A 13,684-nucleotide genomic window follows, 5' to 3' on the forward strand; every position below is an offset into this window, starting at 1 on the left:
TGTCCGGCCGTCCGCTTCATCCACACTGGGAGCGCTTCTATCCGTGCAACTTGCGTTCAGCATCCGTAACTTCGGGTCGATCAGACACGGCCACGCAGCTCCCATGGCCTGCGTCCCACGCTACCAAGATCGCCCGCCGGCCTAGCTGAACGTGAAGCGTGTCCGGTCCGCCGCGTACTTCCCGCGCTCCCGGCCACCGACCACCACCACGACGATCGGCACCACGACCCCCGGCTCGATGCCCAGCTCGGTGCGTTCGGCGTCGGTGGGCATTCGGGCGATGAACTCGGCGCCGCGCGGCACGCTGACCTTCGTGCGGTCCCGCTCTTCGACCACCCAAGCAGGGTATCCGCGCACGGTGCCGATCAGGCCCTCAACCTTGAGGACGTCCATCGACCGCTGGATCGTGTCGGTGCCCACGCCGTACTCCTGGGCGAGGTGTCGAACGGACGGCAGGTCGTCGCCCGGCCTGAGCTGCCCCGACTGGATGCGCTCGCGCAACTCGTCGGCGATCTGTCGGTACACCGCTCGCTCGGCGGCGTGGTTGATCACGCTGGAGCACGCTACGGATCGACACCAACATGTACGGACATGGCCCTTAGGCCCAAAGGCCCAAGACGAAACCCCCGACCATCTGGCCGAGGGCTTGATGCGGGGGCGGCGCGATGGTCAGCGGCGCCCCCGCATCAGGTTCAGCAAGCGACGGCCGGGACGATGGCGCTTCCCGCTGCTCTCACATGTACGGCAGTCGCGCCAGTGCTGGCCATCAGGCGACATGTGGATTCCGCCGCCCTTGCAGCGGTCGCACCGGGCGTTCGGCCAGATCAGGCACTCCAGCAGGTACAGCCCGGCGAGTCCGAGAATGACCAGCACCACCGTGGTGGTGCCGGGTGGCAGGGAGCCGAGCGACAGGACGGGCACAGGGGACCTCCAAGCGGGTCTTTTCAGGGGGTTGGTCGGGTCAGGCCGGAAACCCCTCTACGGGGGCCTACAGCCCAGGTCAGAGCGCCCTACCCCTCTACCTACGCCGGTAGAGGGCCGGTCTACTTCCGGCCCGGTTCGGCCCTTCAGTAGAGGGAGGGCCGAACCGGGTCAAAACAGCCACCTGGTAGAGGGGTGGGGTCTACGGACGACTGAGAAAGTCCACCGGCAGCGCGCCGAGCAGGTCCGACTTGTACCAGCCGTTCCGGTTGGTGTTGCCGATCTTCACCTGGGTGGTGGACCGCTTCACTCCCGCCGCCGCCAGCTCGGCCGCCATCTGGTCCGGCGTGTACGAGCCGTAGGTTCCCTCGTCCACGTTGACCAGCCCGGCCAGGACGTCGCTGGTGTGCATCCGGTCGCTGTGCCGCATCACGTCCAGGACGTCGGCGAGTATCTGCGGCACCCGGTACCCGGCGTCGTCGGCGGCCTCCAGCACGTCCGAAGCAGCGTCGCCTTCCAAGGTGCCGGCAGCCTGCCGCAGCTCACGCCCCTTCTGGCCGATCGCCAGGAATGCCGGCATGTCCATGTAGTCACAGCGCACCGTCACGTACGATCCCGGGCCAGTGAGCAGCACCCCGACGCCTTTGTGGTACTCCTCCAGCACCGACGCGTCGGCGCCCATCGCGGCCTTGCCCTTGCCCAGCACCATGTCTGAGCTGGGCTTATCCGTGACCTGGGTGCAGAACCGGTAGTCGATGACCTCCCGCAGCTTCGTCGGTACCGACTCCGCGTCGGGCCGCTGGCTGGCAAAGTTGGGGATGTAGCCAGCGGCCCGACCGCGCCGCACGATCCGCGCCATGCGGTTGACGGCTTCCTCCCGGTCCTCCTTGTCCATCGCGGTGAGGAACTCCTGCAACTCGTCGATGGTCACCATGGTCACCGGCAGCTTGTACTTCTGGCTGATGTACGGGGTGAGCTTCCCGTCGGGGCAGATGTTCGGCGGCAAGCTGCCGAGCAGGGCGAATCGGCGCTCCATGTCGGCGAGGATCTCCGCCAGCATGTCGAGGAACGCCTCCAGCGCGTCGGGCTCGGCCCCGAGGACCAGGCGATACGCGACGGCCCGCATCGCCCGCCAGTCCGCGCCACCCTTGCCGTCGGCCAGGAAGTGCCGCACGTGCGGGTCGAGCACCCCCGCTGCGCTGGGCAGGCGTTGCGCCGAACTCTTGCCCCGGCCGGGCAGGCCGCCGAAGAACAGCGAGTGCTCCAGCAGCGACAACTCGATGCGCTCGCCGCGGGCGTCCCCGCCGAACGGAATCGGGTCCCAGATGCTCCACTGATCGGCCTTGACCAGCGGAGACGGGGTGTTCGGACCGATGTACGGGTCGTCGTCAGCGACCCACAGCTTGATCCGCGCCGCGTGTCCGCCGGCGTTGGCGCGCACCCGACCCATGAGTACCTGGATTTCGTCGACGCCCAGCTCAGCGGCGAGAACGTCCCGCTTGGCGATGGCGTCGGCGGCGGTCTTGCCGCCACCGCGGGGCATGTCGACCACGGCAGCCCAGCCGCGCCCGTCGCGCATGATCGGGGCGACGCGCCGCAACTCCACCTCGCCCTTGAGCAGGCCGGCGGCGCGGAACGCCTCGGTGAGGATCTGCATGTTCAGGTCTTGGGTGGCGTCGGGGTGCGGCGAGTCGAGGATCGGAGCCTCGGCCTTCCCCTTCCACCCGGCTGCCGTTGCCGCGGCGGTCAGGGCCACGCCGAGCCCGTACAGCACTTCCGGGCCGACGATGGCGGTGACGGTGGTGAGAGCGACGGCACTGCCGGCGCTGCTGTATCCGAGCCGCTTGACGCGCCGCAGCGCCACCTTGCCCCGCTCCAGCGTGTTGTCGCGCACGTCGGTCCACTGGCTGCGCAAGGTGGCGTCCTCGATGACTTTTGCGTACTCGCTCGCGGTGATCCACCGGCCGAACCGGTACGCGCCGCGCCCGGCCCCGCGCACGGTGCGGACCGCGATCCGGACGCCGTACTTGGGTGAGCGCCAGAGGTGCCAGCGGGAGCGGTACGAGACGCGGCGGCCGACCGCACGGACCTGCCCGGCGAGCGCGGTGCGGGACTTGGCCCAGTCGGGCAGCACCGGCCCCCACTCGCCGTCGGGCGTCTGCGCGTAGACGTCGCCCTCCAGGGCGTCGGCCGCCCGGCTTACCTGCTTCGGCGCGGTGGGCGCTGCATCGATGGCTGGCTGGCGGGGGAAGGGGAGCACCTCCCCGAGACGAGCTGCGGTGTCGGTCATGGTCGTTGCTCCTTGTTCAGTTGCTGAGGTTGTGGCCGTTGACGGAGGCGGTCTGCTTCGGGAGGTGCCGGCTGATGGTGTCCGCAGAAAGGTTCAACTTCTTCGCCATCTCGGCGACCGTCAGGCCGGGGTTCTTGGCCGCAAAATTCGCGACCTTTTGCGCCGACGACGGACGGCCCCGGCTGCCCGCAGAAGTCGACGTTTTTGCGGTCGGCTCGGCGGGTCGGCGGGCCGGCTTCGGCTCGGGCAAATTGACGATGATTTGCGGCTGCGGCCGTCCCATCCGGCGGGGCCGGCGGGTGACGTTCGGACGCCACCTCGGGCGGTGCGCTGCCGGCACCTCGGCGGTCGGCGTCGGCTCGGTGATGGCGTCAACGATGACCGCCAGGTCGTCAGCCGGCGGCTCAGGTGCTGGGGCAATGGCGGTCTTCTCCGCCTCCCGGTCGACCGCCTTCTCGTGCCGGCGCAACTGCCGCTCAGCCTTCCGAGCCCGCCGCTCTTCGTTGTAGCCCTCCCACGCGGCGCGCGGGTCACGCTCCCCGTGGTCGATGCTCCACCGCTTCGCCTGCCACGACCGCCACGGGAACGCCCGGCGCCGCTGCGGGGAGAACTCCACCCCACCCTCGTCGATCAGGTTGGCGTCCTCGGCCAGCAGCTGCACGTGCTGGGCGCGTCGGGTGTGCAGCCCCCACAGCCACGGGCTGAGCAGGGACAACAACGCGAACGCCACGGCGGCGGCGGTCGGCTGCATGCCGTCGGCGAAGTGCGCGTAGTTGATCGCACCCACCACGGCGGCGATGCCCCACGACGCCCGCCGCAGCGACGCCGCAGTGGCGTGTGCCCGCAGCATCAACGCGTCATGCGCGTGCCACTGCACGTACACGGCGATGGACTCCAAGGCGGCGGAGAACGCCACCGCGAACGCGACCTTCGACGGGGTGTTCCAGTAGGCGGGGGCGATCTCTTCGAAGGCGTACGCGGCCTGGGCGTAGGCGGCGCCACCGTTGATGAGCAGCAGCGGCAACACGGGCCGCAGCTTCGCCATGAACTCGGCGCGGGCCTTGCGGTTGCGGTCACGCCGCTCGGCCTTCTCCGCGCGCAGGATGGTGTCGCGGCGCCGCTTCTCCTGCTCGTCGGCAATGGCCTGCCGGCGGGTGAACTCGGCGTGCGCTTCCTGCTGCTCGCGGGCGAGCTGCGCCTCTAGTCGGGTGCGCTCCAGGTCGAACCGGGCCTGCTCGCGCTGGGCCGCGGCCCTGGCGGCTTCGAGCTCCGGGTCGACGGGGGCGCGTCGGAACGTGATCACGCGTTGGCCTCCTGCTTCAGGCTCAGGTCGGCGAGGGTGGGGGCGGTTGTGGTGGCGGTGACCGCGGCGGGCTGCTGACGCTCCAGCAGCACGGGCAGGGTCACGTACCAGCGGTACACGGCCTTGGCGCGGCGCCGGGCCAGCCGGTACACGCGGGGGCTGGCCCACACGGTGATGGCGAGCAGGACCACGAAGAGAGCGCGGGCGGCCTGGGCGAGCTTCTTGAGCAGCCACCAGACGAGCTGGGCGCCGCCGACGAGGATGAGTTCCAGCCAGCCGCCAGCGACTCGGTTGCACCCGCACTTGCCGTTGATGGCACACATCAGCGGACCGCCTTCGTGCACACCTTGACGTGCTCGATGATCGCCTCAGCGACGTCGGCGGGCGTGATGCCGTTGGGGACGATGATCAGCCGGCACTTCTTGCAGGTCAGCAGGGTCATCGCGCCAGCTCCTTGCGCTGCGGCGCGGACACGGCGCGACGCTGGACGGGCGGTACGGGGGCCGGCTCGGCGGGGCCGAACTCGTCGAGCAGGATCGCGACCCCGGCGACGACCGTGGCGAGCATCGGCACACCCCCGACAGCGACCAGCACCATGGGCGGCTGCCCGTCGACAGCGGCGTACAGGGCGATCTCCCACGCGGCGGTGAACGGCATCGGGGCGAAGATCGCGGTGCAGATCCGGGCGCTGAGCGTGTTCATCGCGCACCCCCGGCCTGAGCTGCGGTGACGCACATGCCGGCCGCGCCGATGTCGCACGGCTCGTGGGTGTGGTTGTAGCCGACGGCGAACGCCATGAACGCGGCACCGACGAGCAGGGTGCGGGAGATCCAACGCGGGACGGCCATCACTTCACCGTCACGGTGGTGTAGTAGATGGCCCGGTCAGCTCCGGTGAGCTGGTAGACGTCGCCGTGGTCGCCGTCCTGGGCGGCGACGATGCGCAGCGCCTCGTCGTCCACGTCGGCCTCGGTGGCGTTGAAGATGACGCTGTCGGTCTCGGTCTCGCGGACGAAGATGTCGAGCCGCCACACTTCGGTGGGCTGCGCGGGCGGGCCCGCGTCGGGGATCATGCTCATGGGTCAGGACTCCGTTTCCTGATCAAGGCCCTCGGTGTGCGGTGGAGTCGCGTACCGGGGGCCGCCTACGTTGTGGTCAGCGGTACGGGCGGAAGACGCAGCACCGCGCGCAGTGCGTGCCGCCCTGGTGCCGTGACGCCACCGCCAGAAGTGCCAGCAGGTCCTCACCGTTGCGCCTCCTCTTGTCGTGGTCGCCTGCTTGGCGTCCTCCGCTGGCCGCCCGGACCGGTGTGGGCCGGGCGGCGTACGCAGGTCGTCAGCGGCGCGGCGGGTTCTGGCGGAGGTCCATGTCCGCGCTGTACCGCCTGTCCTGCGCCTTGCGGATGTCGGCCATCGCCCGCTCGGTGGCGGCGCTGCCCTTGCCGTCGGTGCTGTACGTCCCGCTCGTGTCCTTCTTGCCCATGGCTGGGTTCCCTTCAGGTCAGACGGAGATGATGAGGGCGGCCACGAACAGCCACCCGACGTGCCAGGACTGGTCGAGGGCGTACAAGCCGCCGCCCCTCTCCAGCCAGGCCGGGTTCTTGCGGAGCCGGTCGGCCATCCACCGCAGCGGGGTGCGCCGGTCGGCGATGTAGTGGGTGATCGCGCTGACCGCCAGACCGGCGACCAACGGCAGCGGGTTGGGCTGCCATCCGGTGACTAGGGCCGCCGCCAGGATCGCCACCGCCGCCGTGGCGGTGTAGGTGGCGACGTGCTTGGTGCACGCCCACCGCCCCGACCAGCCGTCCTCGTGCTTGTGGTCGGCCTGGTGCTGGGTCTGCACCCAGTGGTCGGCGACCTGGTGTGCGGCGTAGAGGGCGACGAAGGCGGTGGCGAGCGTGGCGGACATGTCACTCCTTCCCGGGCTGGAAGTTCGGTGGTCGCGTGGTCAGCGCCGGTACCAGGGGATGTTCTTCTCGGCGGCGATGACGCGGTCGTTCGCGTCGAGGAAGGCGTCGGTCTCCGCGCGGTCCCGGCGGCTGATGCGCTCCAGCTCGGCGCGGGCGTCCTTGTGCTCCTTGATCGCTGCGGCCTTCTGCGGGTCCTTGCTGCCGAACATGCCCATCTCGTTCCTCCTGAGGTTCGCTTGCATGTTTGTGTGTCTGGTGAGACGCTAACCCCGGAACCCGTCCTGTGTCAACTGAGACAAGGAGCTGATAGCGTGACCACCGTGCCTCGCCCCAAGACCGTCTACACCGACGAGCAGCAAGCCCTGCTCGACGCCTTCATCGAGAAGGCGCGGAACGCCGAGCGCGCCGAGGACGAGGCGTGGGAAGCCCTCAAGGCGGCCCGAGACGCGAAGGTGCTCGACACCGACCTGACCGGCGACGACACCCCGCCTCGATTCAACCGGGCCACCCTGAACCGCAGGTACGGCCCGCGCACCTAACCCCTGACATGCCGAAAGACGGCCCCGCCACCTCCGATCTGGAGGCAGTGGGGCCGTCTTCGTGTATCAGTTGACACGCTCTTACCTACCCTGTAGTGTCTCAAGTGAGACGCAAACAGGATGCAGGGGAGACGGACATGGTGAACATCGGATGCGAGATCTGCGGAGCCGACAACGCCCGCACCGTCCCCGCCCCCAGCGGCGGCACCATGGACGCCTGCGAGGACTGCGAGACCGACGCGAACGCCCAGGCCGCGCTCGACGCCCGCTGGAACCAGATGCTCGACATCCCGCTCATCCCGCTCCCCGCCTGACCCCACCTCTTGCTGATCGGAGCGCACACCATGCAGCCCTCGAACACTGAGCACAACTGCACCGACTGCGGGTTCACCTTCACCGGTGGCCGGGTGCAGATCATCGACGGCAAGGCGTACTGCTACAACGACGCGCCCACCACCGAGGCGCAGCGCAACAACCGCGCCTACCTCGCCATCCTCAACAACCGCTGACAGGGGAGCCCGTCATGGACGCCAGCACCCACGCCCTCGCCGCCCTCCGCGACAGCCTGAACCGGCAGCGCACCCTTGGCCAGCTCACCCCCGGCGACCGGGTGAAGGTGGGCGGCCAGGTGTTGACGTTCGAGTCGGCCACCGTCGGCGGCGGGTACGCGCAGGTCTACTTCGCGGGCATCGACCAGCCGATGCCCGTGGACGCCGACACCCTGTTCTTCCTCGCCAACTGACACAGCAAACGACAAGCACGCCCCCTGCCCAGCCGTGAGGCCGAGCAGGGGGCGCAGTGCGTTGCGGGGAGGGTTACCGGTCGAACGGCTTGTCCGGGGCGTTGGGGATGACGTACACGCCGAACGCGCCGAGGATGGCCAGTGCCGTGGTGATGCCTTCGGTTGCGGTCAGGACGTTGTCGCCGAGGGCGACGGTGAGTGCGGTGCCACCGGCGACGACACCGGCGACGATGGTCTTGGCGTACTGGCTGACGCGCATGCTGATCCTCCTGGGTACGGTGCATGGATGGCTGGGTTTCCGCAGCTCCGCGAGGCGGGCTGGTTGTACGGCGACGACCCGTACCTCCCGCTGGCCCTGGTCAGGCTGTTCGAGCGGATGGACGGCACGGGTTGGGAGGTGTGGCTCGACGTGAACCACCCGCGCGAGGGCGAGAAGCCGTTGACGGTGGTCGAGCACCCCGATGAGGAGTCCGCGCGGGCTGAGCTGGCGCGGCTGTACAGCACTGGCGAGTGGCGGATCCGGCAGCCGGACGCGCTCTAGGCCGAGTGACAACCGTCTATTCCCGGGTGTGTAAGGATCGCGCTCCGTTCCGGATAAGCCGAAAACCCTTATGTAGCAACGGTTTTGGGTGCCGTGTAAGGATCGAGGCGACTTCCGGATAACTTTGATCTTCCTACAGGTGGCGGCCGTTGATGGTGCCGCCCGGGTCGCGGACCATCGCCCGCAGCTGCTCCAGCTCGATCCCGGGGGTGAGGATCGCCGAGCGCCACGTCCGCAACGTCGCCACCGCCGCGTCGATCTCCCCGGCCAGCTCCCGCATCTGCTGACGGGCCTTCGCCAACTCGTTGCGGGCGGCGAGGGCTTCCCGCTCCGCCTCGCTGGTGCGTTCCTGTAGCTCGTTGACCTGCTTCAGGGCCGAGTCGGTGAGCAGCGCGACGGCGTCCGCGCGGGTCTTCGGCCGGTTGAACAACCCCCCGACCAGGGTGGTGATGATGCCGGCCACCCCGCCGCCGCTCACACACGTCAGGACCAGCGCCCACCCCGTCACAACCGTTCCCCCGCCTGCTTCACAGCCCTGATCCCTCGGGCCACCTGCCATCCCCGCCACGCCGACGCGACCGCCCACGACAGGCAAAACGCCACCGCGAACGTCGCCTCCGGCCGACCGCTGGCGAGCAGCGCCAGCCCGTACAGCAGGGGCGCCGCTGTCTGCCCGTGCATCGCGGCCAACTCCAGCACGAGCGCCCGGTAGGTGTCGGGGAGCAGGATGCTGACCAGGCCGATGGCGCCGGAGGCGAACAGCAGCAGGTACCACGTCCACAGGACCCACGTGTCGACGAGCTGCTCGACGGTGGTGGGTGGTTTCGCGCCGAGGACGAACGCGCCGCCGGCCAGCGCCGACAGGATCAGGAACATGACCTCGTGTGGTCGGTGCCGGCCGGTGACGATGATGGTCGGCACCCGCCTACCCCTGGTCGGCCAGGCGGCGGGCCACCTCGTCGACGAACTGGTCGGCGGCCAGTTCACCCGACTGCGCGGCCCGGACCAGCTCGGCCAGTTCGGCGTCGCGGGTGCGTTCCTCGGCAGCCAGGGCCTCGATGCGGGCGATGACCTGCTTGGTGTCGAGGCCGCCGATCTGCGCGGACAGGGCGGTGAGCAGGGAGGTCACCTTCGCCTGCCACTCTTCGTCGCGGATGCGCCACACCGTCGGGGAGAGCACGGTGCCGGTGGCAGTTTTGCTCATGCCGCTGTTGTAGAGCCGGATGTTGTCGCGGATCTCCATCAGCGCGGCACGTTCGGTGGCGTCCATGTCGTCGTCCTCCAGGGTCAGCCCCAGCGCGATGGCCAGGATGCGTTCCATCAGCTTCCGGTTGCGGCAGTGCCGCCGGTCGATCGTCAGGTGCCAGTGCCACAGGTGGGAGCTGTCCGAACTGGCGGGGCGGTCGCGTGGGTTGTCCCAGCCGTCCACGATCTTGTCGCCGTTGACGTTGCCGTAGAACTCGACCACCTCGTTGAGCTGCCCGGCCTTCATCGCGGCGAGCAGCCGCTTGCACTGGGCGATCATCTGAGTGTCGGAGCCGGGCGTGAAGTCGATGCCGGCGACGTGTCTGGCCTGCTCAGCGGTCAGCCCGGACTGCACGGTGTAGGTGCGGCTGGTCGAGTAGCGGGACTTCAGCAGCCACTCCTGCGAGCGGTGAGCGCCGCGTAGGTGCGCGTTGTCGCCCTTGGATCCGAACGCGGCGCGGGGCCGGTTGGTGCGCCGGCACAGCTCGTCGCCGAGCCAGTCGATCTCGTCGGTGACGATCTCCCGCGTCCAGTAGGACTCGGCCTGCAACTGGGCGTAGGTGGGCATCGTCAGCACCTCTCCACGATCAGTTTGGACGAGGCCGTGGAGAACGCGTCCATGGTGATGTTGCCGGTGCCGGACAGCCGGACTGCCGTCACACCGACCGTGATCTGCCCCGATACGTTGGTGAACGTGCCCAGCAACACCGTGATCAGGTTGGTGGTGAGGCACCCCTGGTTGGTCGTGTCGAACTGGGTGCCTGAGATCGTCAGCGACGCCCCCGCCTCCCGGCGCAGCCGCAACTGGACGGTGTCACCGGCCACCGACGAGCGCACGTGCTGGTGCGCGGTCACCTTGTACCGGGCAGCCGCCACGGCGGTGAAGGTGAACGACGTCACCACGGTCTCGGTGGTCGTGAACGGGCCCACGCTGGCACCCGAACCTCGAAGAACCTCGCCCACCCACCCAGGGGCGATCGACGACCGAACGTCGTCACCAGCGGCTAACGGCACAGCGCCTCCCCTCTCACAGGCCCACGATCGCGGGCACGGCAACCTGCACGGGTGTCCCCGCCGCGTGCGGCTTGACGATTCCGTTCACCGACCGGACGACCGTCGCGGTCTGCGGGCTCGACGCGCCCGTGATCGTCGTGACCGTGACCCGTTCCCCGCCCACCATCAGGTCGAACGGGAACGCCGCAGCGCGGACCGTCCACAGGCCCATCGCCGCCGGGGTGGCCAGCAGCATCGTGGTAGCGGTGGACGTCACCGACGACGACAGGGTTGCCCCGTCAGCCGTCACCCGCTGCGGGCCGTCGACCACGGCGAAACTCCACGCCGCCGCCGGGTCAGACGTCACCACCGCCGACCACGCCGTGGGGCTGATCGTCTCCGTCCAACCCATCACCAGCCGGTCGATGGTCTCTGGCGGGTGCGGGAATGGCGGGTTGGTGCGCACGATCCGCGAGCCAACCCGGCAGGCCAGCCACGCCCCGACGAGGTCCCGGTTCGCGGCCAAGTCCAGCGGGAATGTCTGCTCCTGCAGCCCCGGCAGCGTGCCCTGGTACACCCGCAGTGACGCGTGGTCGCGCAGCTGCCCGTCCGTCTCCACGTTCAGCGACGACGAATCGTCGTACAGGCCCACCTTCTGCTGGTGGGGCACGTTGTCGACGGTCACCTCGATGCCGTCCGGCCTGCTGATCGCCCAACGGTTCCGCAGCCGCTGATCGTCGAGGGCCGGCGCGAGCACCTCCACCTGCCCGCCCGACGTCACGCAGTACGTGGCCAGGTCAACCGTCATGGCGACCGGCCGGTTGTGGCGTGCCCCGTGCGGCAGGTACGCCAGCCCGAACCCGTCCTCGGCCAGGAGGCCCTCGTCCGCCTCGGCCGCCTCCTGGAGCAGCTCCAGCACGCCGACGGTGCCCTGCGGGCCGAGCCGCTCGCTGGCACCAGGGAACACCGTGACGGGGATGCCCTCCTCCGCGCACAGACGCACGATCCGCGCCGAGGCGGTCTCGCCCGCGTACCCGAACGCGGCAGCAACGGCGGTGTCCAACGGTGGCGGTATCACCCACACGGCGATGTGCTGCTGTGCCATGTCCGCACCGCCCTGCGCAGCCGCGGTCAACCCCAGGGTGTCGATGGCGGGGAGCGTCATGTTCCCCGCAGTGGTCCCGAAGTTGACCATCACGCCGTCGACGTACACGTTCCACGACACCTTCGCGGCGTTCTGGTAGACGTCCCAGCGGACGTGGTGCGGCTGCCCGTCGTAAAGGGTCGCAGCGGTTGCGGTGACCTCCGATTCGCCGTTCATGGCCACGTCGACACCGCGCACGCTGGGCAGCAGCAGCAACTGCGGCCACCCCAGCGAACCGCCCAGGTAGGACGGGTTCGCGTCGACCGTGGCGTCACCCGAGTCGGTGCCGCTCCGGTACATGAAGTCGATCACCCAGCGCCCCGGGCTGGCCGGCATCACCACCCGGCCCCAGATGACCGTGAGACCGGCGCTCCCGGACCGGGACAGGGCCTCCGGCAGCCACGGGGCCATCTCACCGCGACCCCACTGGGCGAAGGTCAGCACCGCCCCGGACGGGTGGGTGCCGGTGAAGGGGAACATCGGCGACCGGCCAACAGTGGCCGCACCTTCCCGCACCGACTGCCCGTCCTCCAACGTCCAGTACGCCACCGGTGACGTGGTGGGGATGTACCGGGCCGGCGCTGACCGGGCTGGCTTCGAGCCCTGCGACAGGCGGCGCAGGATCCCCGACGCGGTCACCCGCACGAACGAATCCATGCCGTCGGTGGTCGGCACGAACACGGGTTGCCACTGGTCGGCGTACCCGGCGAGCCGGTCGTACCAGATGCCCGCCCACCGGATCCGGTGCAGCAGCGGGGTGCCCCGGTCCACGTTCGGGAAGTAGATGGAGAGCGGGTTACCGGGTATCAGCGCCCCGTCCGGGCTGTCCAGCGTCAAGGTGCCGGAGGTGGGCGATGCCTGCCGGGCACCGGCGGACAGCCCCGCCCGGACCCGCACCGGCTCAGCCCGAGTTCGCGAAGACAGGTCCGTCCACGACCAGGCGGTACGGCCAGCGGACAGGTTCGCGCCGAACGCCGCCCACACCTGCGTCTCGAACCCATCCTCCGACTCCTCGTCACCGAGTATCGCTGCGGCGACCAGGTCAGCGATGAGCGCGTGGCCGGCGTTGCTGAAGTGGACTTCGTCGGCGTAGAGGCCGGCGGCGATTGCGGCCGGGGTGCCCTGGTCGGGGATGCTGGGCCGCAAGTCGAGGACGAGGACGTTCGCGTCGGCCAGGTCCACGGCGTCGATCTGGGTCATGTAGTTCGTCCAGAGGGTCGCGTCGGCGGTGCCCCGCTTCGGCATCTTCAACAGCAGCACCGTGCCGGTGAAGCCAGCCGCGCGGGTGTCGGCGATCATCTGGTTCAGCGCGGTCTTGAACTGCGCCGCCGTCGTGCCAGAGGTCGAGTCGTTCGCACCCCACGGCATGATGAGCAGTTGTGCGCCCTCCACCGCACCCAGGGCCGTCCACCACGCGTTTGAGCCGGTGAACGTCGCCAGCGTGGCACCGTGCCGGGCCGCATCGACCACCCGCACGCCCGACGCGGTGTCGCCGTTGTAGGTCATCAGCCCTTCGGGGTACACAGGCCCCGGAGACGTCACCGTTGAGGCGGCGCGGGCCACCACCACGCTGTGCGCACCAGCGGTCAGGGTGCCCGAATCCCAGATGAGCTGACCACTGATCACGGTCGCGTTGACCCCGTCGACGACGGTCTCCGCCCCACCGTCGACCTTGATGGAGTACTTACCGACCGTCGCGCCTTTCGTGCCGTAGAGCTTCGCCCTGGTGCCCGTGAACGTGAACGTCACCGACTCGCCCGCGACGATCGCGGCAGCGCGGATACCCAGCCCATACGAGGCAGTGGTCACCCCACCGGTCGCCGTACGCGGGTAGTCGCCGTACGGCGGGCTGACCCGCGGCGACGCCGAGATATACGGCACCGCCGCACCCGTCACCCCACCCGGCTGAAGACGCGCGCGGAGCTTCTGCTGCAACAGGTACTGCCAGCGCAACAACGTCGACGTCGCCCCGGTGCCCTCGCTGTTGGAGTCACCGATCACCACGATCGAGGCGACGGACGACGACGCGTCCAACCCGAGTGGACTACTCACCTACGC

Annotated in this window: 22 protein-coding genes; 5 read left to right on the plus strand and 17 right to left on the minus strand. The window is 69.5% G+C overall.

Translation table 11 applies throughout. The features are described 5' to 3' along the window. Positions 1–141 precede the first annotated feature (141 nt). From ACIBEF_RS00370 to ACIBEF_RS00420, 11 genes are all read right to left on the minus strand, one after another. Complete coding sequence (locus ACIBEF_RS00370; protein ID WP_396789848.1) at positions 142–552, minus strand: GntR family transcriptional regulator; 411 nt, start codon at positions 550–552, stop codon at positions 142–144. Between the two features lie 117 nt (positions 553–669). Beyond that, a complete protein-coding gene (locus ACIBEF_RS00375) occupies positions 670–921 on the minus strand; it encodes a hypothetical protein (RefSeq protein WP_396789850.1) in 252 nt (83 codons plus the stop codon). A 202-nt stretch (positions 922–1,123) separates the two neighbouring features. Beyond that, positions 1,124–3,211, minus strand: coding sequence for a hypothetical protein (locus tag ACIBEF_RS00380; protein ID WP_396789852.1), 2,088 nt, complete (start codon positions 3,209–3,211; stop codon positions 1,124–1,126). A 16-nt stretch (positions 3,212–3,227) separates the two neighbouring features. Beyond that, the gene (locus tag ACIBEF_RS00385) at positions 3,228–4,514 is read right to left on the minus strand and encodes a hypothetical protein (protein WP_396789854.1); all 1,287 of its coding nucleotides are present in this window, start codon (positions 4,512–4,514) and stop codon (positions 3,228–3,230) included. Then, positions 4,511–4,837, minus strand: coding sequence for a hypothetical protein (locus ACIBEF_RS00390; protein WP_396789856.1), 327 nt, complete (start codon positions 4,835–4,837; stop codon positions 4,511–4,513). The genes ACIBEF_RS00385 and ACIBEF_RS00390 overlap by 4 nt, the downstream gene beginning before the upstream one ends. Positions 4,838–4,952: 115 nt before the next feature. Beyond that, positions 4,953–5,216 (minus strand): hypothetical protein, encoded by a 264-nt coding sequence (locus ACIBEF_RS00395; protein WP_396789858.1) that lies wholly within the window; start codon positions 5,214–5,216, stop codon positions 4,953–4,955. Further along, complete coding sequence (locus ACIBEF_RS00400) at positions 5,213–5,362, minus strand: hypothetical protein (protein ID WP_396789860.1); 150 nt, start codon at positions 5,360–5,362, stop codon at positions 5,213–5,215. The genes ACIBEF_RS00395 and ACIBEF_RS00400 overlap by 4 nt, the downstream gene beginning before the upstream one ends. Then, on the minus strand, positions 5,362–5,592 hold the full coding sequence (locus ACIBEF_RS00405) for a hypothetical protein (RefSeq protein ID WP_396789862.1): 231 nt from the start codon (positions 5,590–5,592) through the stop codon (positions 5,362–5,364). Before ACIBEF_RS00405 ends, ACIBEF_RS00400 begins: the two co-directional genes overlap by 1 nt. Positions 5,593–5,848: 256 nt before the next feature. Beyond that, positions 5,849–5,995, minus strand: coding sequence for a hypothetical protein (locus tag ACIBEF_RS00410; RefSeq protein ID WP_396789864.1), 147 nt, complete (start codon positions 5,993–5,995; stop codon positions 5,849–5,851). A gap of 18 nt (positions 5,996–6,013) precedes the next feature. Next, positions 6,014–6,421, minus strand: a complete 408-nt coding sequence (locus ACIBEF_RS00415) for a DUF3307 domain-containing protein (RefSeq protein WP_396789866.1) — start codon at positions 6,419–6,421, stop codon at positions 6,014–6,016. Positions 6,422–6,460: 39 nt separating this feature from the next. Next, the gene (locus ACIBEF_RS00420; protein WP_396789868.1) at positions 6,461–6,631 is read right to left on the minus strand and encodes a hypothetical protein; all 171 of its coding nucleotides are present in this window, start codon (positions 6,629–6,631) and stop codon (positions 6,461–6,463) included. Positions 6,632–6,733: 102 nt separating this feature from the next. Between ACIBEF_RS00420 and ACIBEF_RS00425 the strand changes: the two genes are divergently transcribed. The 4 genes from ACIBEF_RS00425 (at position 6,734) to ACIBEF_RS00440 (ending at position 7,703) form a co-directional block, all read left to right on the plus strand. Next, positions 6,734–6,961: a hypothetical protein gene (locus ACIBEF_RS00425; protein WP_396789870.1), complete on the plus strand. Its 228-nt coding sequence runs from the start codon at positions 6,734–6,736 to the stop codon at positions 6,959–6,961. 137 nt (positions 6,962–7,098) lie between these two features. Further along, positions 7,099–7,275, plus strand: coding sequence for a hypothetical protein (locus ACIBEF_RS00430; protein ID WP_396789872.1), 177 nt, complete (start codon positions 7,099–7,101; stop codon positions 7,273–7,275). Between the two features lie 30 nt (positions 7,276–7,305). Then, a complete protein-coding gene (locus tag ACIBEF_RS00435) occupies positions 7,306–7,470 on the plus strand; it encodes a hypothetical protein (protein ID WP_396789874.1) in 165 nt (54 codons plus the stop codon). A 14-nt stretch (positions 7,471–7,484) separates the two neighbouring features. Beyond that, entirely contained in the window at positions 7,485–7,703 is a 219-nt protein-coding gene (locus ACIBEF_RS00440) for a hypothetical protein (protein WP_396789876.1), read from the plus strand. 73 nt (positions 7,704–7,776) lie between these two features. On the opposite strand, the gene ACIBEF_RS00445 is transcribed toward ACIBEF_RS00440, so the two are convergent. Continuing rightward, positions 7,777–7,962 (minus strand): hypothetical protein, encoded by a 186-nt coding sequence (locus ACIBEF_RS00445; protein ID WP_396789878.1) that lies wholly within the window; start codon positions 7,960–7,962, stop codon positions 7,777–7,779. 27 nt (positions 7,963–7,989) lie between these two features. On the opposite strand from ACIBEF_RS00445, the gene ACIBEF_RS00450 reads away from it, so the two are divergent. Beyond that, positions 7,990–8,244 (plus strand): hypothetical protein, encoded by a 255-nt coding sequence (locus ACIBEF_RS00450; protein ID WP_396789880.1) that lies wholly within the window; start codon positions 7,990–7,992, stop codon positions 8,242–8,244. A gap of 133 nt (positions 8,245–8,377) precedes the next feature. Here the strand turns inward: ACIBEF_RS00450 and ACIBEF_RS00455 are convergent, their stop codons facing one another. From ACIBEF_RS00455 to ACIBEF_RS00475, 5 genes are all read right to left on the minus strand, one after another. After that, on the minus strand, positions 8,378–8,752 hold the full coding sequence (locus ACIBEF_RS00455; protein WP_396789882.1) for a hypothetical protein: 375 nt from the start codon (positions 8,750–8,752) through the stop codon (positions 8,378–8,380). Then, entirely contained in the window at positions 8,749–9,165 is a 417-nt protein-coding gene (locus ACIBEF_RS00460; protein ID WP_396789887.1) for a hypothetical protein, read from the minus strand. Before ACIBEF_RS00460 ends, ACIBEF_RS00455 begins: the two co-directional genes overlap by 4 nt. Before the next feature lie 4 nt (positions 9,166–9,169). Then, positions 9,170–10,057, minus strand: a complete 888-nt coding sequence (locus ACIBEF_RS00465; RefSeq protein WP_396789888.1) for a hypothetical protein — start codon at positions 10,055–10,057, stop codon at positions 9,170–9,172. A gap of 2 nt (positions 10,058–10,059) precedes the next feature. Next, positions 10,060–10,419, minus strand: coding sequence for a hypothetical protein (locus ACIBEF_RS00470; protein WP_396789890.1), 360 nt, complete (start codon positions 10,417–10,419; stop codon positions 10,060–10,062). 97 nt (positions 10,420–10,516) lie between these two features. Beyond that, a complete protein-coding gene (locus ACIBEF_RS00475; RefSeq protein ID WP_396789892.1) occupies positions 10,517–13,678 on the minus strand; it encodes an SGNH/GDSL hydrolase family protein in 3,162 nt (1,053 codons plus the stop codon). Positions 13,679–13,684 lie beyond the last annotated feature (6 nt).

It is taken from the genome of Micromonospora sp. NPDC050795, assembly GCF_044456785.1.
In the GTDB taxonomy this organism is placed as follows: Bacteria; Actinomycetota; Actinomycetes; order Mycobacteriales; family Micromonosporaceae; genus Micromonospora.